The following is a 23,393-nucleotide window of genomic DNA, read 5'->3' on the forward strand; positions in this document are numbered from 1 at the left end:
CCGCATGGAAACCAGCCCGATACGCCAGCTCATCCGCGATCTCCAGGGGCGTGCCACTGCCCTACGGGGGTATCTTTGACCTCGATCGCAAGCGCGAGCGGCTGACCGAGGTCCGGGAGGCGCTGGAAGACCCCGGCGTCTGGCAGGACCCGCCCAAGGCCGAGGCCCTCGGGCGTGAACGCGCCCAGCTCGATGGCCTGGTGCGCCAGTTCGGGCGCATCGACCAGCTCCTGGCCGACAGCGCCGACCTGCTCGACATGGCCGAGGCGGAGGATGACGCGGCGGCCGTCGAAGGCGTGGCGCGCGATGTCGACACGGCGCGCCGCGAGGTCGGCCAGCTCGAGTTCCAGCGGATGTTCAGCGGGGCCCACGATGCCGACAACGCCTTCGTCGACATCCAGGCGGGGGCCGGCGGCACCGAGGCGCAGGACTGGGCGGAAATGCTGCTGCGCATGTACCTCAAGTATTGCGAGCAGAAGGGCTTCACCGTGGAGATGCTGGAGGCCTCCGCCGGCGAAGTCGCCGGCATCAAGAGCGCCACCATCCGCGTCGTCGGCGAGTACGCCTACGGCTGGCTGCGCACCGAGACCGGCGTGCACCGCCTGGTGCGCAAGTCGCCCTTCGATTCCGGAAACCGTCGCCACACCTCCTTTGCCGCCGTGTTCGTCTCTCCGGAGATCGAGGACGATATCGAGATCGAGATCAACCCCGCGGACCTGCGCGTCGATGTCTACCGCGCCAGCGGCGCCGGAGGCCAGCACGTCAACCGCACGGAGTCCGCGGTGCGCATCACGCACCTGCCCACCGGCGTGGTGGTGCAGTGCCAGAACGAGCGCTCCCAGCACAAGAACCGGTCCACGGCCATGAAGCAGCTCAAGGCCAGGCTGTATCAGCTGGAGGAGCAGAAGCGCCGCGCCGATACCCAGGCCCTCGAGGACAGCAAGGCCGATGTCGGCTGGGGCAGCCAGATCCGCTCCTACGTGCTCGACCAGTCGCGGATCAAGGACCTGCGCACCATGGTGGAGGCGGGCAACCCGGACGACATCCTCAATGGCGACCTCGACCGCTTCATCGAGGCCAGCCTGAAGCAGGGCCTGTAGCACGCCGCGCACGCGGCCACGGTGGCGACATGAGCGACGACAACCCGGACGGAACCGAACATCACCTGGTGGCCGAGCGCCGCCGCAAGCTCGAGGCGCTGCGCGCCGACGGCTTCCGCTTTCCGAACCAGCTGCGACGCACGGCACTGGCCGGGCAGATCCTCAGCACCTACGAAGGTCACGGCACCGAGGCGCTGGAGGCGGAAGCGGTGGAGGTCGCCGTCGGCGGCCGCATGATGGCCAAGCGCGTCATGGGCAAGACCAGCTTCGTGAAGGTCCAGGACCGCAGCGGCCAGATCCAGCTCTGCCTGCAGCAGGGCACACTGCCCGAGGCGGTCTACAAGGCATTCAAGGGCTGGGATATCGGTGACATCCTCTGGGCCCGGGGACAGCTGTTCCGTACCAGGACCGGCGAGGTCACGGTGCGTGTCACGCAGCTCGAGCTGCTGGTCAAGGCGTTGCGGCCGCTGCCGGAGAAGTTCCACGGCCTGACCGACCAGGAGACGCGCTACCGCCAGCGCTATCTCGACCTCATCATGAACGAGGAGTCCCGCGAGGTCTTCCGGCGCCGCTCGCAGCTCGTGCAGTTCCTGCGCAGCTACCTCGATGCCATGGAGTTCCTCGAGGTCGAGACGCCGATGATGCAGGCCATCGCGGGCGGCGCCATGGCCCGGCCCTTCGTCACCCACCACAATGCGCTGGACCGCCAGCTCTACCTGCGCATTGCCCCGGAGCTCTACCTCAAGAGATTGGTGGTGGGCGGCTTCGAGCGTGTCTACGAGCTCAACCGCAATTTCCGCAACGAGGGCATTTCCACGCAGCACAACCCCGAGTTCACCATGCTCGAGCTGTACATGGCCTACGCGGACTACCACGTGCTCATGGACATGGTCGAGCAGATGCTGCGCAGCCTGGCGGAGTGCCTGCTCGGTACCGCCACCGTGGCCTACCAGGGCCGCAACTACGACCTCGCCGCGCCGTTCCGCCGCGTGTCGATCGAGGAGCTGGTCGCCGAGTACAATCCCGGACTCGACCGCCAACAGCTGCGTGATACCGCGGCGTTGCGCGCCTGGTGCGGGAAGCTCGGCATCGCCGTGCAGCCGGGGCACGGCGCCGGCAAGCTGCTGACCGAGATCTTCGAGAAGACCGCCGAGCATCGGCTGGATGCGCCGACCTTCGTCACCGGTTTCCCCGCCGAGGTCTCGCCGCTGGCGCGCCGCAGTGACGCGGATCCCTTCCTCACCGACCGCTTCGAGCTGTTCATCCACGGCCGCGAGATCGCCAACGGCTTCTCCGAGCTGAACGATGCCGAGGATCAGGCCGAGCGTTTCCAGGCGCAGGCCAGGCAGAAGACGGCCGGGGACGAGGAGGCGATGTCCTGCGACGAGGACTACGTGGTCGCGCTGGAGTACGGCCTGCCACCCACGGCGGGACTCGGCATCGGCATCGACCGGCTGACCATGCTGATGACCGACAGCGCATCCATCCGCGACGTGCTGCTGTTCCCGCACATGCGCGAGGCCCAGGGCCAGAGCCAGGGTCAGACCTAGGCTGGCGTCGTTCCCGGTATGGCGCCGGGCACGGCGTAGGGCAGGTCCAGCTGCCGCAGCGGGCGGCGCAGCGCCGCATCGGCGAACAGCGTGCCGGCGGCGGCATCGAGGCGCACCACCGCGAGGATCTCGCTGCCCGTGGCCGTCGCCGCGGCCAGCACCACCGCACCGCACTCGCCGCCGGCAGCGGCAAACAGCGGATCGCCCGGCGCCATCGGCGGCATGCCCGAGGCGTAGCGGAACAGGCGTCGCTTCAGTCGCCCCAGGTGGCGGGTGCGGGTGATGATCTCCTGGCCCGGATAGCAGCCCTTGTCGAAGCTCACCGCACCGGCCAGGTCGAGGTTGAGCATCTGCGGGATGTAGACGCCCGTCGCCGAGTCGAGGCGGGCGAATCCGGCGCGGATATCCGCGAGCGCCCAGCCGCCTGCATCGGCGGCGGTGCCGGGCAGCGTTGCCGGCAGCTCCGGCATGGCCGCCGGCGCGGCGGCGAACAGCAGCCGCTCCGCATCCAGGCGCAGGGCATGCCAGTGCTCCGTCGCGGCGCAGCCGAGTGGCTGCCGCGGCAGCGCGCTGCCCTGCAGGTCGGCCACGGCGCCGGCCGGCACGAAGCGGCCCGCGAGGATGCCGCCGGCGATGTCGATCGTGACCTGCGAGCGCAGCACGAACAGGCGCAGGCGCCTGGCGATGGATTCGGCGAGGATTGCCGGCACCGTGAGCCAGAACGCCTCGCTCCAGGTGAAGACCTCGCCCGCGACGAGCACGCGGCCCTGAGCATCGGCCCATGCATAGCGGCTGCCGTGCCCGGCGGAAACCGGCCGGATGTCCTGCGTCAGCTGGGCTTGCAGGAAGGCGGCGCGATCACTGCCCGCGATGCGCAGGAGCTGGAGTGCGTGCAGTGGCATGGCCGGGCGGATGCCTGTCGCGGTCCTCGGTCGGGTCCACGGCTGCAGCAGCCCGTGGTGAAAAACGAGGCGCATTCTGGCACACTTTTGCGCATGCCAGCGGCTGATCCCAGACCGGACGGAGACTCCGGAGAGCCCCGGCCGGCCCGGCCGCAGGACACCCATGTGGCCGATGCCGTCGCGGCGCAGCGGACAGCGCAGCCCGGCCGGCGCGAGATCGGCGGGCCCGCAGGCCCGGAGCCCACCCGGTTCGGGGACTGGGAAAAGGGCGGCAGGTGCATCGATTTCTGAGGTGGCTGCGCCACTGACGAGTTCGCCACGCGCCGCTGCGGCTGCCGGCGTCGGGCCCACTACTGCTGGTTGCGAGCTGCCAGGGGGCAGCCGCCTGAACAGAGATGCGAGGTTAATGGCCAATGGCGCAACCTGACCGGCCCCTGTCGCCGCACCTGGGGATCTATCGCTGGCAGATCAGCAACGGTCTGTCGATCATCCATCGCATGACCGGCCTGACGCTGACGCTCGGCGCCGTGGTGCTGACGGCGTGGCTGCTGGCGGCGGCAAGCGGCCCGGACACCTACCGGTTCCTTGCCGGCCTGCTGCGGTCGCCGGTGGGCATGCTGCTGCTGCTGGGCCTGTCGTTCTGCTTTTTCTATCACCTCTGCAACGGCATCCGGCACCTGTTCTGGGATGCGGGCCATGGCTTCGAGATACCCCGCTCCAACCTCACCGGCAGGATGGCCGTGCTGGCAGCCGTCATCCTGACCGTCGTGTTCTGGATCGTGGCCCTGTCGGGCCCGGGGGGCTGAGGCATGGGCCTGCGATCACCCCTCGGGCGGGCCCTCGGCCGCGGTTCGGCAAAGTCCGGCTTCGAGCACTGGTGGGGGCAACGGCTGTCGGCGGCGGCGCTGGTGCTCCTCGGCCTGTGGTTCGCGTTCAGCCTCGCCGGCATGGGCGCCGCCGACCACGCCACGGTGGCCGCGTGGATCGCCGCCGCGCCGCACGCCATCCTGCTGATCCTGCTGGTCATGGTGCTCCTCTATCACTCGTACCTCGGCGTCACGGTCGTCATCGAGGATTACGTGCATGGGCCCGGGGCGCTGGTGCTGTCCCTGGTGCTGGCCAGGTTCGTGCATGTGGCGCTGGGCGTTGCCGGCGTCTACGCCGTCGTCAAGCTGTCGCTGGGAGCCGGGACATGAGTGGGGATTACGCCTTTACCGACCACAGCTACGACGTCGTCGTCGTGGGTGCGGGTGGTGCCGGGTTGCGGGCAACGTTCGGTCTGGTGGAAGCCGGCCTCAGCACGGCCTGCATCACCAAGGTGTTCCCGACCCGCAGCCATACCGTCGCGGCGCAGGGCGGCATCAGCGCGGCGCTCGGCAACATGGGCGAGGACGACTGGCGCTGGCACATGTACGACACCGTCAAGGGCTCCGACTGGCTCGGCGACCAGGACGCCATCGAGTACATGTGCAAGGAAGCGCCCCAGGCGGTCATCGAACTGGAACACTACGGCGTGCCGTTCTCCCGCACCGAAGAAGGCCGCATCTACCAGCGGCCGTTCGGCGGCATGACCACCCATTTCGGCAAGGGCACGGCCCAGCGCACCTGCGCGGCGGCGGACCGCACCGGTCACGCCATGCTGCACACGCTGTACCAGCAGTCGCTGAAGCACCACGCCACGTTCTTCATCGAGTACTTCGCCATCGACCTGATCATGGAAGATGGCGTATGCCGCGGCGTCGTCGCCCTGGACATGGCCACTGGCAAGCTGCACCGCTTCCGTGCGCACCGCGTGATCCTCGCCACCGGCGGCTATGGCCGGGCCTACTTCTCCTGCACCTCGGCCCACACCTGCACTGGCGACGGCAACGCCATGGTGCTGCGCGCCGGCCTGCCGCTGCAGGACATGGAGTTCGTGCAGTTCCATCCTACCGGCATCTACGGATCCGGCTGCCTGATCACCGAGGGTGCGCGGGGCGAGGGTGGCTACCTGACCAATTCCCGCGGCGAGCGCTTCATGGAGCGCTACGCACCCAACGCCAAGGACCTGGCCTCGCGCGATGTGGTGAGCCGCTCCATGACGGTGGAGATCCGCGAGGGCAGGGGCGTGGGCCCGGAGGCGGACCACATCCACCTGCATCTCGAGCACCTCGGGCCCGAGGTGATCCACGAGCGCTTGCCGGGCATCGCCGAGACGGCACGCATCTTCGCCGGCGTCGACGTGACGCGCGAGCCCATCCCGGTGTTGCCGACGGTCCACTACAACATGGGCGGCATTCCCACCAACTACCATGGCGAGATGCTGACGCTGAAGGATGGCAACCCGGATGCCGTGGTGCCCGGCCTGATGGCGGTTGGCGAGGCTGCCTGCGTCTCCGTCCATGGCGCGAACCGCCTCGGTTCGAATTCGCTGCTGGACCTGGTGGTGTTCGGTCGCGCTGCCGCCAGGCGTTGCGCCGAAACGCTCAGGGATGCCGGCCGGCCGCGGCCGCTCGCGGCCAATGCCGGTGAGCAGGCGGTGGCGCGCCTGGATCGGCTGCGCCAGGCCAATGGCAGTCGGCCTACCGCGGAAATCCGCCTGGAGATGCAGAAGATCATGCAGGGCCACGCAGCGGTATTCCGCACCGGTGACACGCTTCGTGAAGGCGTGGACAAGCTGGCCCGCACCTGCGCCTCGTTCGCCGACGTGCGCGTCAGCGACCGCAGCCTGATCTGGAACACCGACCTGGTCGAGACGCTGGAGCTGGAGAACCTGCTGGATCAGGCGATGGTGACGATCACCGCGGCGGCAAACCGCGAGGAGAGCCGGGGTGCCCACGCGCGCGAGGATTTTCCCCAGCGGGACGACGTCAAGTGGATGAAGCACACGCTGGCGTGGCTGGACGGCAACGGCAAGGTACACATCGACTACCGGCCGGTGCACCTGCAGACGCTGACCAGCGATGTCGAATCCGTGCCGCCCAAGGCGCGCGTCTACTGAACTGACTGACAAGGACGACCGATGGCCGAGTTCACGCTGCCAGCGAACTCCCGCGTCCAGCCCGGGCGCGAGCACAAGGCGCCCGCCGGCGCAACGCGGGTACGCAAGTTCCGCATCTATCGCTACGACCCCGCGGCCGGCGGCAATCCCCGCCTGGACTCCTACGAGGTGGATCTCGACCGCTGCGGCCCGATGGTCCTCGACGCCCTCATCAAGATCAAGAACGAGATCGATCCGACGCTGACGTTCCGCCGCTCCTGCCGCGAGGGCATCTGCGGTTCCTGCGCCATGAACATCGATGGCACCAATACCCTGGCCTGCATCAAGGCGACCGGGGACATCCGCGGCGACGTGCGCATCTATCCCCTGCCGCATATGCCCGTGGTGAAGGACCTGATCCCCGACCTGACCCACTTCTACGCCCAGTACGCCTCGATCAAGCCCTGGCTGCAGACGAAGAGCCCGCCGCCGTCCGACCGCGAGCGCCTGCAGTCCAAGGCCGAGCGCGAGAAGATCGACATGCCCTCGAACTGCATCCTCTGCGCCTGCTGTTCGACCGCCTGCCCGAGCTACTGGTGGAACCCGGAGCGCTACCTTGGCCCGGCCGTGCTGCTGGCGGCCTATCGCTGGCTGGCCGACAGCCGCGACGAGGCCACCGGTGAACGCCTCGACGAGCTCGAGGATCCGTTCCGGCTGTATCGCTGCCACACCATCATGAACTGCACCTACACCTGTCCCAAGGGACTGAACCCTGCATGGGCGATCGGCGAGATCAAGCAGATGATCGCGGAGCGCAAGCTGTAGCGGCCGCGCGCGGACATGACGCCCGAGCAGGAGTTCAACAGGCTGCGCTGGCGCTGCCGGCGCGGCATGCGCGAACTCGATACGCTGCTGATGACCTTCGCCGAGCGGCGATACGCGGTGGCCGGTACCGCCGGCCAGGCCGCGTTCCGCCGCCTCCTTTCGCTGCCGGATCCCGAGATTGTCGCCTTGCTGGACGGGCGCCTGCGCAGCGACGATGCCGACCTGGCCGCGGTGGTGGCACAGGTGCTCGGTGAACGGCTTTCTGGAGGCGATCACGGTCGATGCTGAGGCCCGGCGCGAGGGGCTGTTGTTCGCGCTGGCGCTGGGTGCTGCCTGCGGCGTGGCGATCACCAGTGCCGGGCTTGACCCGATGATGCAGGCAGGGATTGCTGCTGCGCTGCTGCTGCGGCTGGCAATCGGCCTGTGGCGGCTGTCGCTCCGCCATCCCGCTTATGTCATCCGCGTCACCTGGCTCCCGGGCGGCCGCTGGCGCCTGGATACCGGCGCTGGCACCGTGGGTGCGCAGCTGCTGCATGCATGGGGCCGCTCGCTCGGGCCGGTGATCGCCCTGGAATGGCTCTGTGACGACGGGTGCCGTCGCCAGGCCTGGCTGTGGCGCCATCGCTGCGCGCGACCGCACTGGCGGCGCCTGCGTGCACACCTGCGCCTGGCGTAGAATGGCCCCGGCGCTGCGCCGCACCAGCCGGGTTGTGACGGAGTTGCCATTCCGGCCGGACGCGGCCGAACTTTCCATACGGACCGCAGTCTATCGCGCTGATGCGGGTCCGTGCCGCTTTACGGTATCGGGGCCGCATGGCAGAGCAAACCAGCGATCAGCTGCTTGTGCAGAACGTCCAGCAGGGCGATCGGCGCTCATTTGACGTATTGGTGCTCCGTTACCAGCAACGCATCGTGAAGCTGATCATGCGTTACGTGCACGACCCGGCCGAGGCACAGGATGTGGCCCAGGAAGCGTTCATCAAGGCGTACCGGGCACTGCCATCGTTCCGCGGCGAGAGCGCCTTCTACACCTGGCTGTACCGGATCGCCATCAACACGGCGAAGAACCACCTGGTATCCCTGCAGCGCCGGCCGGTGGACTACAGCCTGGACCTGCAGGACCCGGAAAATTATGAAGCTAATGCCCGCCTGCGCGACGAGGATTCCCCGGAGGGAATCGCCATGCAGGAGGAGCTGCGCCAGGCCGTGGAGCGCACGATTTCCGCATTGCCAGAGGAACTGCGCACCGCCATCATGTTGCGCGAAATCGATGGCCTGAGCTACGAGGAGATCGCCACGGCCATGGAGTGCCCCGTGGGTACCGTGCGATCGCGCATCTTCCGGGCGCGCGAGGCGATCGACCAGAGCATCGCGACGCTGGGCGGCAAACCACAATAGCAACAGGACCATGGCCGACGCATGAGCAAGATTCTCGACGAGCAGCTGTCCGCATTCCTCGACGGCGAGCTCCCACCCGAGGAGGTCGACCTGCTGCTCGCGCGGCTCGATCGCGATCCGGCCCGGCGGGCCACCCTTGGCCGCTACGCCATGATCGGCGAGTGCATTCGCACGGGCGCGGCGGCACCCGCTGCGCTGGATGTCGCCGACCGCGTGCGCTCCGCGCTGGCCGCGGAAGGCGGGCCGGCCCCGGCACCCGCGGCCGCCAGGGGAACGGCACTGGGCTGGGTCGGCGGTGCCCTGGCTGCCTCGCTGGCGGCGGCAGCTCTGCTGCTGACGGCACCGGGCATCTGGCAGGACACCACCCAGCTGAGGCCTGACCAGCCCGGCGCGCTGGCCATGGCGGCACGGGACAGCACCGGGCCCGAACCGCTGGCCGACGTCAATGCCATTGCCAGCCACCGGCTCGGACCGCGCGCAGCGGCCCGCCTCACCGGCTACCTGATGGCGCATGGTGAATACGCCAACGCCATTTCCCGCAGCAACTTCGATTCGCGGCTGGTTTCGGCCCGCGCCGAGCGCGCCTCCTGGCGGCAGGCGGAGGATCCGGCCGATGCCCGCTAGCTGCCGGCGACGGTGGCAGCCATTGCAGGTCGCGCCCGGGCTGGTGCTCGTGCTGGCAGGCCTGCCGCAAGCGCTTCCGGCGGCAGAGGCGCCACGCGCCATGCTCGAGCGCATGGCCAATGCGGTCGAATACCTGAACTACGAAGGCACGCTGGTGCACCTGCATGGCGGCGACAGCAGCGTGCTGCACATCACGCACCAGGTGCAGGACGGGCAGGTCACCGAGAAGATCACCTGTGAAGACGCGGGCCGGCAGCTCATCCGCAACAAGGATGAAGTGACCGGCATCTTTCCGGACCAGCATGCGGTGCTGGTGGAGCCGCGGGACGGGCGCGCAGAGCCCAGCAGCCCGCTGCGCGGCCGGCTGCCCGGCGCCGCCAGCATCGACGACTCGCTGTACCTGCTGTCGATGGCCCCGCCGGAACGTATCGCCGGCCGTGACACACGGGGCATCGTCATTCGACCGCGGGATGGCTTCCGCTACGGCTACCGGATATGGCTGGACCGCGCCACCTACATGCCGCTGAAGACGCAGCTGGTCGACGAGCAGGACCGCGTCCTGGAGCAGCTGCTGTTCACGCAGATCGTGCTGCCGGAGCGGATCCCGGCCTCGGCCGTGAAGCCCACGGTGGCAACCGGCGCCTATGCGGTGCGGCGTGCCGCAAAGGCGGCCACCGGACCCGCGGCTGACCAGGCCGGGGCACAATGGACAGTGATGGCGCTGCCGCCGGGATTCCGGCTGACGGTGCGCAAGGCGCAGCCGGCGCCCGACGCGTTGAACGGCCTGCGCCACATCGTGTATTCGGACGGCCTGGCCACGGTGTCCCTGTTCGTCGAACCGGCGGTGGCGGCCTCCGAGCAGGCCGAGGGCCTGTCGCAGATCGGCGCGGCCAACGCCTATACCACCAGCATCGATGGCTACATGGTCACGGCGATCGGCGAAGTGCCGGCCCGTACCGTGGAGATGTTTGCCGGGTCGGCCCGCTCCCTCGACCGCAAGCAGGCGCCGTGACCGGGCCGACCGTCGTTTGCGAGCTGACGGTGCTCAGCCGGCCCGGTTGTCACCTGTGCGAGGAGGCGGTCGAGGCGCTGGAGCCGCGCTGCCGCGCACACGGCATCCGGCTGCACCTCGTCGACGTGGATGGCGACCAGGCGCTGCGCGAGCGCTTCGGCCTGCGCATTCCGGTCGTCATGGCAGGCAACGTCGAGATTTCCGCCTGGCCGCTCGACGAAGCCCGGCTCGCGGCCTGGTTCGCCCGGGACGCCTGAGCCGCATCCCCGCTCCCGGGCAACAACGGCGCGACGCCGCTTCCGGGTATAATCTGCCGCCTTTTTACACGGGCCGACCGGCACATGAGCGCCAGCCTCAGCCAGATCCGCAACTTCGCCATCATCGCGCACATCGACCACGGGAAGTCCACGCTGGCCGACCGCTTCATCGAGATGTGTGGCGGCCTGGAGGCGCGGGAGATGAGCACCCAGGTGCTCGATTCGATGGACCTCGAGCGGGAGCGGGGCATCACCATCAAGGCGCAGACCGTGGCGCTGCGCTACAAGTCAGACGACGGCACGATCTACGAGCTGAACCTCATCGACACCCCGGGGCACGTCGACTTTTCCTACGAGGTGTCACGCTCGCTCGCCGCCTGCGAGGGCGCGCTGCTGCTGGTGGATGCCGCGCAGGGCGTGGAGGCGCAGAGCGTTGCCAACTGCTATTCGGCCATCGAGGCCGGCCTCGAGGTGGTGCCGGTCATCAACAAGATCGACCTGCCCAGTGCCGATCCGCCGAAGGTCATGCGCGAGATCGAGGAGATCATCGGCATCGATACCACGGACTGCGCGCTGGTCAGCGCCAAGACCGGGCAGGGGCTGCGCGAGCTCATGGAGCTCCTCATCCGGCGGATCCCGCCGCCGAAGGGCGACCCGGAAGCACCCCTGCAGTCGCTGATCGTCGATTCCTGGTTCGACAACTACATGGGCGTGGTGTCACTGGTGCGCGTCATGAATGGCACCCTGCCCAGGGGCGCCAAGGTCCGCATCTGGTCGACCGGGCGCACCCATGTGGTGACCGAGGTCGGGGTCTTCACGCCCAAGGCCAGGGCCTGCGCGGCGCTCGGCGCCGGCGAGGTGGGGTATGTCATCGCCGGCATCAAGGACGTCCACGGCGCACCGGTGGGCGACACCATGACGCTGGAGTCGCGCCTGTGCGCGGAGCCGTTGCCCGGCTTCCGGCAGATCAAGCCGCGGGTGTTCGCCGGGCTGTTCCCCACCAGTGCGGACGATTTCGAGGGTCTGCGCGACGCCCTGGAGAAGCTCAAGCTCAACGACGCCGCCCTGCGCTTCGAGGTGGAGTCCTCGGCGGCGCTCGGCTTCGGGTTCCGCTGCGGTTTCCTCGGCCTGCTGCACATGGAGATCGTGCAGGAGCGCCTCGAGCGCGAGTACGGGCTCAGCCTGATCTCCACGGCGCCCACCGTGGTGTTCGAGATCGTCACCACGGGTGGCGAGACCCGCATGATCGACAACCCGGCCTCGTTGCCACCGCCCAACGAGATCGCCGAGGTGCGCGAGCCTTACATCACCGCCAGTATCCTCGTGCCCAACGAGTTCGTCGGGCCGGTGATGCAGCTGTGCGTCGGCAAGCGCGGCGTGCAGAAGCGCATCGAGTACCTCGCCAACCAGGTTGCCATGGAGTACGAGATTCCCATGGCGGAGGTGGTGTTCGACTTCTTCGACCGCCTGAAGTCCATCAGCCGCGGCTATGCCTCCTTCGACTACCAGTTCTCACGCTTCGTCCCCGGTGATCTCGTGCGCCTCGACATCCTGATCAACAAGGAGAAGGTCGACGCCCTGTCGCTCATCGTGCACCGCGAGTCGGCGCAGCGGCGGGGCCGGGAGATCGTCGAGCGCCTGCAGCAGGTCATCCCGCGACAGATGTTCGAGGTGGCGCTGCAGGCAGCGATCGGCTCGCAGATCATCGCGCGCGCCACGGTGAAGGCCATGCGCAAGAACGTGCTGGCGAAGTGCTATGGCGGCGATGTCTCGCGCAAGCGCAAGCTGCTGGAGAAGCAGAAGGCGGGCAAGAAGCGCATGAAACAGTTCGGCGCCGTGGAGATCCCGCAGGAGGCCTTCCTGGCGATCCTCGATTCCGGACAGGGCGGCACGGATTCGTGATGACCGGCCGTGATACAGTCCGCCGGGCTTTCCCCGGCTGCTGGTGAGGATGGCATGGATTTCTCGCTGATACTGGTTCTGGCGACCCTGGCCTCGGGCCTGATCTGGGGCGGCTACCAGGTGAGCCGGGCCTGGTCCCGGGCGACGCCCGGCGCCGAGCCCGTGCTGGTGGAGTACGCGCGCTCGTTCTTCCCGGTGCTGCTGCTGGTGCTGCTGGTTCGCTCGTTTCTCTTCGAACCGTTCCGCATCCCGTCGAGTTCCATGATGCCGACCTTGCTGATCGGCGACTTCATCTTCGTCAACAAGTACAGCTACGGGCTGCGCCTGCCGGTGCTGAACACGAAGATCGTCGATATCGGCGAGCCCGAGCGCGGCGATGTCATGGTCTTCCGCCTGCCGTCGGATCCGAGCGTCAATTACATCAAGCGTCTGGTCGGCATGCCGGGCGACACCATCCGCTACGCCGGCGACCATCTCTATATCAACGACCAGCCGGTGGAGGAATCCCTTCTCGGCGTGTACGACGGCGAGCTGCAGCCCGGCTCGATCCTGATGCAGGAGCAGCTCGGCAGCGTGCGCCACCAGATCCTGCTGATCCCCGGGGTCTCCGGCCGCGGTGATGGCACGTTCGTGGTGCCGCCGGGACACTATTTCATGATGGGCGACAACCGCGACAACAGCCAGGACAGCCGCTTCATCGGGCCGATACCCGAGGGCAACATCGTCGGGCGCGCGGTGCGGATCTGGATGAACTGGGACTTCCCGGCCATGCCCCGCTGGAGCCGGATCGGCGGGCGGGTCGAGTAGGGCGGCGCCCGCGGCCTGCGCGGGTTGTGTATCCTTTGTGCCGTGGTTCCGGTCCCGGCAGTGTCTGCGGCTAGGGAGTGACAGCGCATGCGTAGCAAGCAGAAGGGTGTGACGTTCATCAGTTTCCTGATCCTGGCGGCCATGATTGGCCTGATCGGCTTCGGCGGTCTCAAGCTCACGCCGGTATACCTGGAGAACATGAAGATCAGGAAGATACTCAACGACGTGAAGGCCGAATTCGACGGCCAGCAGACCACGGCCATGGCCATTCGCAACGCGATCGACAAGAAGCTGGACATCGAGATGGTCTACAGCCTCAAGGCCCGCGACTTCGAGATCGAGAGTTCCGATAGCGGCCTGTCCGTGGCCGCGCGCTATGAGCGTGCCGAGCCGTTCATCGCCAACATCTCCCTGCTGGCCAGCTTCGATGACGAGGTAGAGATACGCAAGTGAAAGCGGCCTTGCGCTGGGCCGAGGACCGGCTCGGCCATCGCTTCGCTCGCCAGGAGCTCCTCGAACGCGCCCTGACCCACCGCAGCGCCTCGGCCGGCAACAACGAGCGGCTGGAGTTCCTGGGTGACGCGGTTCTCGGCCTGGTGATCGCCGATGCCATCTACCGGCGCCGCCCGGATGCCGGTGAAGGCTTGCTGAGCCGGATCCGCTCGCGACTGGTCCGCGGTGAAACGCTGGCGGAGATGGCCCGCGAACTCGGTCTCGGCGAGTTCGTCCGACTGGGCAGCGGCGAGACCCGTACCGGCGGCCACCAGCGATCCTCGATCCTCTCCAATACGCTGGAGGCGGTACTCGGCGCAATCTATCTCGACAGCGGTATGGCAGCGGCCGAGGCCGTGATACTGCGGCTGTATGCCAGCCGCCTGGACGAGCTGCCCGACGAGGAGGAACTCAGGGACCCGAAGACGCGCCTTCAGGAATGGCTGCAGGCGCGAGGCCACCGCCCGCCGGCCTACGTCGTGCGCAACGTCGCCGGTGCCGCCCATGCGCAGACGTTCGAGGTGGTCTGCGAGATCGAGGCCCTGGGCGTGGCGGCCGGCGGCCATGGGGCCAGCCGGCGCATCGCCGAGCAGGACGCGGCGCAGCGCGCCCTGGAGCAGGTCCGCGCGGTCCGGCCGGATGCGGCGGCCCCATGACCAGCGCCGGCGGCTTTCGTTCCGGCTTCGTCGCCGTGGTGGGCCGGCCGAATACCGGCAAGTCGACGCTGGTCAATGCGCTGGTCGGCGAGAAGGTCAGCATCGTCACCGCCAGGCCGCAGACCACGCGCCACCGCATCATCGGCATCCGCAGCCGCGCCGACAGCCAGGTGGTGTTCGTCGACACCCCGGGGCTGCACGGCAATGCCCGCAAGCTCATCAACCGCACCATGAACCGTGCCGCCGCCAGTTCACTCGCCGACGCCGATGTCGTGCTTTTCGTCATCGAGGCCAGCGGCTGGTGTGCCGCGGACGAGCATGTGCTGCAGCGGCTGGCCAGGGTCGCCGCGCCGGTGATCCTGGTGGTCAACAAGGCCGACCTGCTGCGACCACGAGCGAAAATGCTGCCGCTGCTGGAGGCCGCGCAGGCGCGCCAGCTGTTCGCGGAGATCGTGCCGGTCTCGGCACTGCAGGCCGAAAACCTCGAGCGGCTGGTGGAGCTGATCCTCGCGCGGCTGCCGGCGGGGGAGCGCTTCTATCCCCAGGACATGAAGACCGATCGCGGGCGGGATTTCCGCATTGGCGAGATCCTGCGCGAGAAACTCATGGCGGCACTGGAGCGGGAGGTACCCTATGGCCTGGCCGTGGAGATCGGTGCCGTCGAGGACGGCGAACGGCTGGCCAGTATCGATGCCCTCATCTGGGTGGCGAAGGACTCGCAGCGACCCATCGTCCTCGGGCGCGGCGGTGAACGGCTCAAGGCGATTGGCCAGGCGGCGCGGCTGGATCTCGAGGCCTTCCTCGGCAAGAAGGTCTACCTGCAGACGCACGTCAAGGTGCGCCGCAACTGGGCCGATGACGCCCGCGCCCTGCGCCAGTTCGGCTACGAGGCCGAGCAGTGAGCGCCATCGAGCGCGTGCTGCTGGAACCCAGCTACGTGCTGCATGGCCGGGCCTATCGCGAGACCAGCGTGCTGCTGGAGGTGATGAGCCGCGATCATGGCCGGGTGAGCCTGGTGGCTCGCGGCGTGCGCCGGCCGCGAAGCCGGCTGCGGGCGCTGCTGCAGCCGTTCCGGCCCCTGCTGCTGTCCTGGTCGGGGCGCGCCGGCGGGCTGATGACGCTGGGTGCGGCGGAGCCTGCCGCCGTGCCGCTGGACCTGGCGGGCGAGCGCCTGATGTCGGGTTTCTACCTCAACGAGCTGCTGCTGCGCTTCCTGCACCGGGGCGATCCGCACCCGCAGGTGTTCGGTGCCTACGCGCAGGCGCTGGCCTGCCTCGGTGACGGGGCGGCTGCCGGACCGGTGCTGCGCGGCTTCGAGATGCAGCTGCTGGCGGAGGCGGGTTATGGCCTGAACCTCGACCACGATGCGCAGTCCGGCCTGCCGCTGGATCCGGACGGGCGCTACCGTTACGTGGTCGAGCGCGGCCCGGTGGTCGCCGATGATGCCGACGACGACACCACCTTCCGCGGCACCGAGCTGCTCGCCATCGGCCGCGGCGAGTTCGATGGCGCCGATGCCGTGGCCAGCGCCCGGCGCCTGCTCCGCGCCGTGCTCGATCATCACCTGGGCGGGCAGCCGCTGCAGACACGCCGGGTGGTCAGGGCCATGCGTCGCTGAGCAGCGGCGCGTTGCGCCATGCGCAGGGCCGGTGAGATCATGCGCCACCCGGCCGGCACAGGCCCGGACCGGGCAGCCACCTGGGATTCCCGCGAGACATGAGCAGCATTCTCCTCGGCGTCAACGTCGACCACGTCGCCACCCTGCGCCAGGCCCGTGGCAGCCGTTTCCCCGATCCGGTCATGGCGGCCTGGGTCGCCGAGCAGTCCGGCGCCGACAGCATCACCGTGCACCTGCGCGAGGACCGCCGCCACATCCAGGAGCGCGACATCGAGGTGCTCTCGCGGACCCTGCAGACCCGCATGAACCTCGAGATGGCGCTGGCGGAGCCGGTGCTGCGCCTGGCCGAGACTCTGCGGCCGGCGGATTGCTGCCTGGTGCCGGAGCGCCGCCAGGAACTGACCACCGAGGGCGGCCTCGACGTGGCCGCCGACCTGGGCCGCGTGCGCGAGGCGGCCGCCAGGCTGGCCGCGGCCGGGATCCGCGTGGCGCCCTTCATCGACCCGGATCCTGTCCAGGTCGATGCCTGCGCCGCGGCCGGGGTGCGCACCATCGAATTGCACACCGGGCGCTATGCCGAAGCCCCCGACGCCGCCGGCCAGGCCCGCGAACTGGAACGCCTGCGGCAGGCGGCCCGGCATGCGGCCCGCCTCGGCTTCGAGGTGCATGCCGGCCACGGCCTGCATTACCACAACGTGCAGCCGGTGGCGGCGCTCGCGGAGATCTCCGAGCTCAACATCGGCCATGCCATCGTCGCCCGCGCGGTGTTCGACGGCCTGGCCGCGGCCGTGGCCGAAATGAAGCGGCTGATGGTCAGCGCCCGGCCGGCATGATCCACGGCATCGGCACGGACATCCTGCGGACGGAGCGGATCGCGGCGGCATTCGCCCGCTTCGGCGACCGTTTCGCGCAACGGCTGCTCATGCCCGAGGAACTCGCGCAGTTCAGGCGCACGCGCCAGCCGGAGCGTTTCCTCGCCATGCGCTTCGCCGCCAAGGAGGCCATCGTCAAGGCCATGGGCACCGGCTTCGCCCATGGCATGTGGCTGCGCGATGCGGGGGTGGCAGCCGATGCGCGCGGGCGGCCGGAGATCATCTATTCGCCCCGGGGCCGCCGTCGTTGCGACGAACTCGGGATCGGCGCGGGCCACCTGACGCTTTCCGACGAGGCGGGGCTGGTGGTGGCCGTGGCCGTGCTGATGCGCAGGGAACAGGGCGGGCGGCCATGACGACGCTGGTGTTCGACATCGAGACGATTCCCGACGTGGCGCTGGGCAGGCGGCTGTACAACCTCGACGGCATCGACGATGCCGATGTCGCCAAGGCCATGGCCTTCCAGCAGATGCAGGCCGTCGGCAGCGAGTTCCTGCCGCTGTACCAGCAGCGCATCGTCGCCATCTCCGTCGTGCTCCGCCGCCAGGACGAGCTGAAGGTCTGGAGCCTCGGCAGCCCGGACAGCGACGAGCGGGAGCTGGTGCGCCGCTTCTTCGACGGCATCGACCGCTACACGCCGGAGCTGGTGTCCTGGAATGGCGCCGGCTTCGACCTGCCGGTGCTGCACTACCGGGCGCTGCTGCACGGGATCGTTTCGCACCGCTACTGGGATGTCGGCGACGAGGACCGCGAGTTCCGCTACAACAACTACCTCGGCCGCTTCCACTGGCGACACATCGATCTCATGGACGTGCTGTCGGGCTTCCAGGGCCGCGGCCGCGCGGGACTCGATGCCATCTCGGTGATGCTCGGCTTCCCGGGAAAGCTGGGCATGGAAGGCGGCAAGGTCTGGGAGGCCTGGCAGGCCGGGCGCATCGGCGAGATCCGCGACTACTGCGAGACCGACGTCGTCAACACCTACCTGGTCTACCTGCGTTTCCAGCACATCCGCGGCCTGCTCGACGAGGCTGGGCTGGAGCGCGAGCTCGCCCGGGTGCGCGACCTGCTCGCCGCATCCGGCCAGCCGCACCTCGCCCGGTTCCTGGCGGCCTGGCGCGAGGCCACGCCAGCGGCGGGCGGCTGACGGCGATGGGTGGTCGCCGGGCGTTCCGCAGGCTGCAGCACGCGGCAGCGGAGACGGGTGTCATCCAGGACATGACCATCGAGGGTCAGGGTGTGGTCAGCGTCGATGGCAAGCGCGTCTTCATCGATGGCGCGATCGACGGCGAGGCCGTGAGCTTCCGGCGGCTGCGCGCACATCGCAACTACGACGAAGCCGAGCTCCTGGCGATCGATGCGCCCGCGACGCAGCGGGTGGAACCAGCCTGCCGCTATTTCGGCACCTGCGGCGGATGCAGCCTGCAGCACCTGTCGCCGGCGGCACAGCTGGCGCTGAAGGAGCGCACGCTGGTCGAGGGCCTCAGGCGCATCGGCCAGGTCACGCCGGGCCGGCTGATGCCGGCGGTCACCGGACCGGCCTGGGGCTATCGCCGTCGCGCCCGCCTTGGCGCACGCTACGTCGACGGCAAGGGGCGCGTGCTGGTGGGGTTCTCCGAGCGTCATGGCTCATGGGTCACCGACATGCGGCACTGCGAGGTGCTGCACCCGGCGCTGGCCGCGCTGGTCGGCCCGCTCGCGGACCTGATCGGCGGCCTGTCCATCCGCCAGCGGATTCCGCAGGTCGAGGCGGTGGTCGCCGACAACGCGACGGCACTGGTGTTCCGCGTGCTGGAGCCGCCGGACCCCGCGGACCTGGACATGCTGCGTGCCTTCCGTCAGCGGCACGGCCTGCGCCTGCTGCTGCAGACCGGTGGCCCGGATTCTCTGCAACCCCTGGACATGGAGCAGGATGGCGGAGACCTCTGGTACGGGATCGCGGACTCGGGTCTGCGCATGGGCTTCGGCCCCACCGATTTCATCCAGGTCAACAGCGCGATCAACGACAGCATGATCCGCCTGGCCGTGGAATTGCTGGCCCTCGGGCCCGGCATGCGCCTGCTCGACTTGTACTGCGGCATCGGCAATTTCACCCTGCCGCTGGCGCAAAGGGCCGGCGAGGTGCTGGGCGTGGAGGGCGCGGCGCCGATGGTGACGCGGGCGCGGGACAACGCCCGGCGGAACGGCATCGGCAACGCGACCTTCGCCCTGGCCGACCTGTCGACGGCCGATGGTGCCATCCCCTGGGCCGGGCAGGCGTTCGACGCCGCATTGCTGGACCCGCCACGGGCTGGAGCGGCCGCCATCATCGAGCCGCTGGCGCGGACCGGTGTCCGGCGCATCCTCTACGTGTCCTGTCATCCCGGGACGCTGGCCCGGGATGCAGGCACACTGGTGCACGGGCACGGCTATCGCCTGGCCGCGGCCGGCATCCTCGACATGTTTCCCTCCACCAGCCACGTCGAATCCGTGGCACTGTTCGAACGCGAGCGAGTCCCGTGATCCGCCTGCGCATCATCCTCACCGAGCAACGTCTGGAAGTGCTCGACGGCGGACAGGGCCGCTCCGGCTATCCGGTATCGACATCCCGCTTCGGTCCTGGCGAGCGGCAGGGCAGCGGCTGCACGCCACGTGGCCGCCACATCGTGCGCGCCCGCATCGGTGCGGGGCTGCCTGCCGCGGCGGTGCTCCGCGGGCGCCGGCCGACGGGCGAGGTGTGGACGCCGGCACTCGCCGCGGGGCAGCCGGGGCGCGACTGGATCCTCAGCCGCATCCTCTGGCTGTCGGGCGTCGAGCCCGGCCGCAACCGCCTCGGCGAGGTCGATACCATGCGCCGCTACATCTATATCCATGGCACGCCGGACAGCGAGCCCATGGGCGTGCCTTTTTCCCATGGCTGCATCAGAATGCGCAATGCGGATGTCATCGAATTGTTCGACCGGGTCGACGCAGGGACCGAAGTGGACATCGTGCCCTGACCGCCGCAGCCTGGCGAGGCGCGTGGCTGCATGACACTCGGACCCCTGATGATCGACGTCCAGGGCCTGGCCCTGACGGATGAGGAGCGCACCCGCCTGGCCGATCCGCTGGTGGGCGGCGTGATTCTTTTCTCGCGCAATTTCCAGGACCGCGAGCAGCTGCGGGCCCTCACGGCCAGCATCCGCGCGGTGCGGCACCCGGCCCCGCTGATCGCCGTGGATCAGGAAGGTGGCCGCGTGCAGCGCTTCCGCAGCGGTTTTACCGCCCTGCCTGCCCTGCGCTGGCTCGGGCACGAGTACGAGCAGGATACCGACCGTGCGCGCCATCTCGCCTTCGCCTGCGGCTGGATCATGGCCGCCGAGCTGGTCGAGGATGGTGTCGATTTCAGCTTCGCGCCCTGTGTGGACATCGATTGGGGCGTGAGCGGCGTCATCGGTGATCGCGCCCTGCACCGCGACCCGGAGGCCGTGGCCAGCCTGGCGCTCTCCTACATGCAGGGCATGCGCTCGGCAGGCATGGCGGCGGTCGCCAAGCACTTTCCCGGTCATGGCGCCGTGGCCGCGGACTCCCACCATGAACTGCCGGTGGACCGCCGCTCCCTGGTCGAGATCGAGGAGGACATGTCGCCGTACCGGCGGCTGATCGACCACGGCCTCGGCGGTGTCATGGTCGCCCATATCCGCTTCCCGCGTGTCGATGCGCGCATTGCCAGCCTTTCACCGCTGTGGCTGAAGGGCCAGCTCCGGCGACGGCTCGGCTTCCAGGGCGTGATCTTCACCGACGACATGAGCATGGCGGGTGCAGCGGCGGGCGGCAGTGCATCCGCACGCGTGCGCCAGGCGCTGGAGGCGGGCGCGGACATGGCACTGGTGTGCAACGATCCGGCTGCCGCAGCCGGAGTGCTCCGGGATCTCGCCGGCTTCAGTGATCCGGCCGCGCACGCCAGGCTGGTGGCGATGCGGGCCCGGCCGCAGCAAGGCCTGGAGACGCCGGCACTGCGCGAACGCGGCGAGTGGAAGCAGGCCACGGCGCAACTGGCGGCTGCACTGGGCCGTCCACCGCTCGAGCTGCATGGCTGATCCGCCCATTCACGGTGCGCGGCTGCTGGTTCCGGCCGCCGAGGTCGAGTGTGCCTGGTCGCGCCTGGCGGCCGGCCTGCAACCGCTGGTGCACGCGGGCGACTGCGTGCTCATCGGCGTCATGGTCGGCGGCATGATCCCGCTGGTGGAGATCGCGCGACGCCTGGAGGGGGACTTCGTCCTCGACTATTGCCACCTGACACGCTACGGCGACAGCACCACGGGTGGGGACATCCGCTGGATCAGCAGGCCACGCCAGCCCCTGCGCGGCAGGGTGGCGGTGCTGGTGGATGACATCTTCGACGCCGGCCACACGCTGGCCGAGTTGCAGCGCCATTGCCGGGCGGCGGGTGCACGGCAGGTGGTGAGTGCCGTCCTCGCCCGCAAGCGCCATCCGCGACCGGTGGTATCGACGGTGCCCGAGCACATCGGGCTGGAGATCGGGGACGAATTCGTCTTCGGCTGCGGCATGGATCTCCAGGAACGCTGGCGGCAGCTGCGCGGCGTCTACGCGCTGGCGGATCCCGCCGGCGATGGCCCCGGACGCTAGCGCGCTCTTCCCGCCGCAAGCCGGCTTCGCCTGCGTGGCGGTGACCTGCTTCACAGACCCGCTGCACGCCGCTGCCTAAGATGCACGCTGGCCCTTATGTCCAGCCGCATCGCCTGCAGGCCGCCCGCCGCAGGCCAGACCGGAATTGCCTGAAGTCCAGTACATATACTGATGAAAGATATAGAAAAAAATATCCTCATCCAGGCGCTGGACCAGCTTCCGCTGGGCACACTGATCATCGATGCCCGCCAGGACCACTGGCCTGTCATCTACATGAATTCCATCATCGGGCAACTCACCGGGCTGGATACCGCGACCCTGGTCGGTTGCCCCTGGCATGGCCTGCTGGTGGATCCGCAGGAACTGGCCCCGCAGCGCGAGCGCCTGCTCGGCAGTCCCGCCCTGGTGGTGCGCCACCTGCGCCAGCGCTGGCAGTCGCGATCGGGCGAGCCCGTGGACATGGCCCTGCAGGTCTCGCCGCTGTTCGACCGGCCCGGGCACCCCGCGTATTGGCTGGTGACGCTGGATGCCGAGGCGGCAGCCGGTGATGCCTCCGGCGAGGACACGCTGCGCATGGCCTTGCGCGATGCCCAGCTCAGACTGCGGCAACTCGATCGCAGCGATGCCATCACCGGCCTCGCCAACCGCCAGGCGTTTCTCGAGGTGGTGCAGCGCGACTGGTCCGTGGCCAGCCGCGAACAGCGGCGCATCAGCGTGGTCGTCTTCCAGGTCGATGCCCTCGATCGCTACCGCGACCTGTACGGCAAGCATGCCGCGGACTCCTGCCTGCGCAAGGTGGCCCATGCCATCAGCGGCTCGTTGCGGCGTACCGGGGATGTGGCTGCCCGCGTGGCCGACAACCGCTTCGCGGCGCTGCTCGGCGGTGGCGAGGAGTCCCAGCTGCGCGAGTTTGCCGGGCAGATCGCCCGCAAGGTCCGCGAACTGGCCATCCATCATCCGCGCTCGCCCAGCGGCCGCTATGTCACGGTCTCCGTCGGCCTCGGCAGCGTGGTGCCGGCCTGGGGCAGGAATGACCACGGCCTGTTGCAGCAGGCCGAAGCCGAGGTTGCGCGTCCTTCCAGCGCATCCGGCGAGGAACGCGGCGTCGGCTGAAGCGGCTTTCCCGCACCGCAGCTGGCGGTGCAACGCCTGCGCGCGGTTCAGGGTTCCTCGTCGGTCGCCGACGCCGGCGCGGTGTCAGCCGTACCCGCCGGCGACCTGACGGCGAGGATGACGCCGAATCCCGGCTGGTCGAAATACTGGAGCGCATCGCCGCGCAGCCGGCGCCCCTGCCTGATGTGCCAGACCTGGCCCGCGGCGCCGGATTCGGCCGGCAGCGACAGGTCCAGCAGCGCGTACAGGTAGCGGTCGCGGTAGAGCGTCACCGTGCCGCCGAGTCCCGCCTGGGCCGCCGCGGCGGGCAGGGTCGTCGGCTGGGCCTGCGCCCGCGGCACGGCTGCCTGCCGCCAGCCGCCGTGGTAGACGAGTTGATAGGCCGGGCCGCGACGCAGGCGCGCCGCGAGCGACGTCAGCCGCAGTTCGCCCGGATCGAGGCCGGTGGCTGGCACGCCGACGGCGGCGCCCGGGGCGGGCAGGGCGGGGGCGACAGCCGTGGTGGCCTGACCAGCAGGAACCGGGACCTCCGTCGTGTTGCCGCGCTGGTCGAGGTTGCGGAACACGAGGATCTCCACTTCATAGGCGCCGCTGTCGTCGGCCGCGACGGCAGCGGAAGGCGCCGCTGCCGCCAGTGCCAGCAACGCCAGCACCGCCGCCGCGGCGTGATGGCTGATCGCTGTGGCCATGCGCCATTCCAT

The 23,393-nt window shown here is 69.2% G+C and carries 29 protein-coding genes; 27 read left to right on the plus strand and 2 right to left on the minus strand.

Features of this window, described 5'->3' with window-relative positions:
* Positions 1 to 4: 4 nt before the first annotated feature.
* Positions 5 to 1,100, plus strand: a protein-coding gene (gene prfB, locus HRU81_04010; protein QOJ31332.1) for a peptide chain release factor 2 whose coding sequence is annotated in 2 segments (ribosomal slippage) — positions 5 to 76 and positions 78 to 1,100 — 1,095 coding nt in all. Because the reading frame shifts where the segments join, the coding sequence is not laid out codon by codon here.
* Between the two features lie 29 nt (positions 1,101 to 1,129).
* Complete coding sequence (lysS, locus tag HRU81_04015; protein ID QOJ31333.1) at positions 1,130 to 2,650, plus strand: lysine--tRNA ligase; 1,521 nt, start codon at positions 1,130 to 1,132, stop codon at positions 2,648 to 2,650.
* On the opposite strand, the gene HRU81_04020 is transcribed toward lysS, so the two are convergent.
* Complete coding sequence (locus tag HRU81_04020; GenBank protein ID QOJ31334.1) at positions 2,647 to 3,552, minus strand: folate-binding protein YgfZ; 906 nt, start codon at positions 3,550 to 3,552, stop codon at positions 2,647 to 2,649. The two genes, lysS and HRU81_04020, sit on opposite strands and share 4 nt — an antisense overlap.
* A gap of 93 nt (positions 3,553 to 3,645) precedes the next feature.
* On the opposite strand from HRU81_04020, the gene HRU81_04025 reads away from it, so the two are divergent.
* The 25 genes from HRU81_04025 to HRU81_04145 all read left to right on the plus strand — a co-directional run bounded on the left by HRU81_04025 (position 3,646) and on the right by HRU81_04145 (position 22,692).
* Entirely contained in the window at positions 3,646 to 3,843 is a 198-nt protein-coding gene (locus HRU81_04025) for a DUF1674 domain-containing protein (protein QOJ33273.1), read from the plus strand.
* Positions 3,844 to 3,965: 122 nt separating this feature from the next.
* A complete protein-coding gene (sdhC, locus tag HRU81_04030) occupies positions 3,966 to 4,358 on the plus strand; it encodes a succinate dehydrogenase, cytochrome b556 subunit (protein ID QOJ31335.1) in 393 nt (130 codons plus the stop codon).
* A gap of 3 nt (positions 4,359 to 4,361) precedes the next feature.
* Positions 4,362 to 4,748 carry a succinate dehydrogenase, hydrophobic membrane anchor protein gene (gene sdhD / locus HRU81_04035; protein ID QOJ31336.1) on the plus strand — a complete coding sequence of 129 codons (387 nt, stop codon included), beginning with the start codon at positions 4,362 to 4,364 and terminating at the stop codon, positions 4,746 to 4,748.
* Positions 4,745 to 6,532, plus strand: a complete 1,788-nt coding sequence (locus HRU81_04040) for a succinate dehydrogenase flavoprotein subunit (GenBank protein QOJ31337.1) — start codon at positions 4,745 to 4,747, stop codon at positions 6,530 to 6,532. Before sdhD ends, HRU81_04040 begins: the two co-directional genes overlap by 4 nt.
* 21 nt (positions 6,533 to 6,553) lie before the next feature.
* A complete protein-coding gene (locus HRU81_04045) occupies positions 6,554 to 7,336 on the plus strand; it encodes a succinate dehydrogenase iron-sulfur subunit (protein ID QOJ31338.1) in 783 nt (260 codons plus the stop codon).
* A gap of 15 nt (positions 7,337 to 7,351) precedes the next feature.
* Positions 7,352 to 7,624 (plus strand): succinate dehydrogenase assembly factor 2, encoded by a 273-nt coding sequence (locus HRU81_04050; GenBank protein QOJ31339.1) that lies wholly within the window; start codon positions 7,352 to 7,354, stop codon positions 7,622 to 7,624.
* Positions 7,587 to 8,012: a hypothetical protein gene (locus HRU81_04055; protein QOJ31340.1), complete on the plus strand. Its 426-nt coding sequence runs from the start codon at positions 7,587 to 7,589 to the stop codon at positions 8,010 to 8,012. Before HRU81_04050 ends, HRU81_04055 begins: the two co-directional genes overlap by 38 nt.
* A gap of 137 nt (positions 8,013 to 8,149) precedes the next feature.
* Positions 8,150 to 8,734 carry an RNA polymerase sigma factor RpoE gene (gene rpoE / locus HRU81_04060; protein QOJ31341.1) on the plus strand — a complete coding sequence of 195 codons (585 nt, stop codon included), beginning with the start codon at positions 8,150 to 8,152 and terminating at the stop codon, positions 8,732 to 8,734.
* 21 nt (positions 8,735 to 8,755) lie between these two features.
* Positions 8,756 to 9,358 carry a sigma-E factor negative regulatory protein gene (locus HRU81_04065; GenBank protein QOJ31342.1) on the plus strand — a complete coding sequence of 201 codons (603 nt, stop codon included), beginning with the start codon at positions 8,756 to 8,758 and terminating at the stop codon, positions 9,356 to 9,358.
* A complete protein-coding gene (locus HRU81_04070; GenBank protein QOJ31343.1) occupies positions 9,348 to 10,370 on the plus strand; it encodes a MucB/RseB C-terminal domain-containing protein in 1,023 nt (340 codons plus the stop codon). Before HRU81_04065 ends, HRU81_04070 begins: the two co-directional genes overlap by 11 nt.
* The gene (locus tag HRU81_04075) at positions 10,367 to 10,627 is read left to right on the plus strand and encodes a glutaredoxin family protein (protein ID QOJ31344.1); all 261 of its coding nucleotides are present in this window, start codon (positions 10,367 to 10,369) and stop codon (positions 10,625 to 10,627) included. The genes HRU81_04070 and HRU81_04075 overlap by 4 nt, the downstream gene beginning before the upstream one ends.
* Positions 10,628 to 10,711: 84 nt before the next feature.
* A complete protein-coding gene (lepA, locus tag HRU81_04080) occupies positions 10,712 to 12,529 on the plus strand; it encodes an elongation factor 4 (GenBank protein QOJ31345.1) in 1,818 nt (605 codons plus the stop codon).
* Between the two features lie 54 nt (positions 12,530 to 12,583).
* The gene (gene lepB, locus HRU81_04085) at positions 12,584 to 13,336 is read left to right on the plus strand and encodes a signal peptidase I (GenBank protein QOJ31346.1); all 753 of its coding nucleotides are present in this window, start codon (positions 12,584 to 12,586) and stop codon (positions 13,334 to 13,336) included.
* A gap of 87 nt (positions 13,337 to 13,423) precedes the next feature.
* Positions 13,424 to 13,789 carry a DUF4845 domain-containing protein gene (locus HRU81_04090; GenBank protein ID QOJ31347.1) on the plus strand — a complete coding sequence of 122 codons (366 nt, stop codon included), beginning with the start codon at positions 13,424 to 13,426 and terminating at the stop codon, positions 13,787 to 13,789.
* A complete protein-coding gene (rnc, locus tag HRU81_04095; protein QOJ31348.1) occupies positions 13,786 to 14,484 on the plus strand; it encodes a ribonuclease III in 699 nt (232 codons plus the stop codon). Before HRU81_04090 ends, rnc begins: the two co-directional genes overlap by 4 nt.
* Positions 14,481 to 15,386, plus strand: coding sequence for a GTPase Era (gene era, locus HRU81_04100; protein QOJ31349.1), 906 nt, complete (start codon positions 14,481 to 14,483; stop codon positions 15,384 to 15,386). Before rnc ends, era begins: the two co-directional genes overlap by 4 nt.
* A 5-nt stretch (positions 15,387 to 15,391) precedes the next feature.
* A complete protein-coding gene (recO, locus tag HRU81_04105; GenBank protein ID QOJ33274.1) occupies positions 15,392 to 16,102 on the plus strand; it encodes a DNA repair protein RecO in 711 nt (236 codons plus the stop codon).
* 98 nt (positions 16,103 to 16,200) lie between these two features.
* On the plus strand, positions 16,201 to 16,935 hold the full coding sequence (pdxJ, locus tag HRU81_04110) for a pyridoxine 5'-phosphate synthase (GenBank protein QOJ31350.1): 735 nt from the start codon (positions 16,201 to 16,203) through the stop codon (positions 16,933 to 16,935).
* Entirely contained in the window at positions 16,932 to 17,330 is a 399-nt protein-coding gene (locus tag HRU81_04115; protein ID QOJ31351.1) for a holo-ACP synthase, read from the plus strand. The genes pdxJ and HRU81_04115 overlap by 4 nt, the downstream gene beginning before the upstream one ends.
* Entirely contained in the window at positions 17,327 to 18,118 is a 792-nt protein-coding gene (locus HRU81_04120; GenBank protein ID QOJ31352.1) for a 3'-5' exonuclease, read from the plus strand. The genes HRU81_04115 and HRU81_04120 overlap by 4 nt, the downstream gene beginning before the upstream one ends.
* Before the next feature lie 5 nt (positions 18,119 to 18,123).
* Complete coding sequence (rlmD, locus tag HRU81_04125) at positions 18,124 to 19,473, plus strand: 23S rRNA (uracil(1939)-C(5))-methyltransferase RlmD (protein QOJ31353.1); 1,350 nt, start codon at positions 18,124 to 18,126, stop codon at positions 19,471 to 19,473.
* Entirely contained in the window at positions 19,473 to 19,949 is a 477-nt protein-coding gene (locus HRU81_04130; GenBank protein ID QOJ33275.1) for a L,D-transpeptidase, read from the plus strand. The genes rlmD and HRU81_04130 overlap by 1 nt, the downstream gene beginning before the upstream one ends.
* Positions 19,950 to 19,979: 30 nt before the next feature.
* Positions 19,980 to 21,029, plus strand: coding sequence for a beta-N-acetylhexosaminidase (gene nagZ, locus HRU81_04135; GenBank protein ID QOJ31354.1), 1,050 nt, complete (start codon positions 19,980 to 19,982; stop codon positions 21,027 to 21,029).
* Positions 21,022 to 21,579: a hypoxanthine-guanine phosphoribosyltransferase gene (locus HRU81_04140; GenBank protein QOJ31355.1), complete on the plus strand. Its 558-nt coding sequence runs from the start codon at positions 21,022 to 21,024 to the stop codon at positions 21,577 to 21,579. Before nagZ ends, HRU81_04140 begins: the two co-directional genes overlap by 8 nt.
* Before the next feature lie 171 nt (positions 21,580 to 21,750).
* On the plus strand, positions 21,751 to 22,692 hold the full coding sequence (locus HRU81_04145) for a diguanylate cyclase (protein ID QOJ31356.1): 942 nt from the start codon (positions 21,751 to 21,753) through the stop codon (positions 22,690 to 22,692).
* Positions 22,693 to 22,739: 47 nt separating this feature from the next.
* Here the strand turns inward: HRU81_04145 and HRU81_04150 are convergent, their stop codons facing one another.
* Positions 22,740 to 23,381 carry a hypothetical protein gene (locus HRU81_04150; GenBank protein QOJ31357.1) on the minus strand — a complete coding sequence of 214 codons (642 nt, stop codon included), beginning with the start codon at positions 23,379 to 23,381 and terminating at the stop codon, positions 22,740 to 22,742.
* Positions 23,382 to 23,393: the final 12 nt, after the last annotated feature.

Source organism: Gammaproteobacteria bacterium, from assembly GCA_015709695.1.
In the GTDB taxonomy this organism is placed as follows: domain Bacteria; phylum Pseudomonadota; class Gammaproteobacteria; order Steroidobacterales.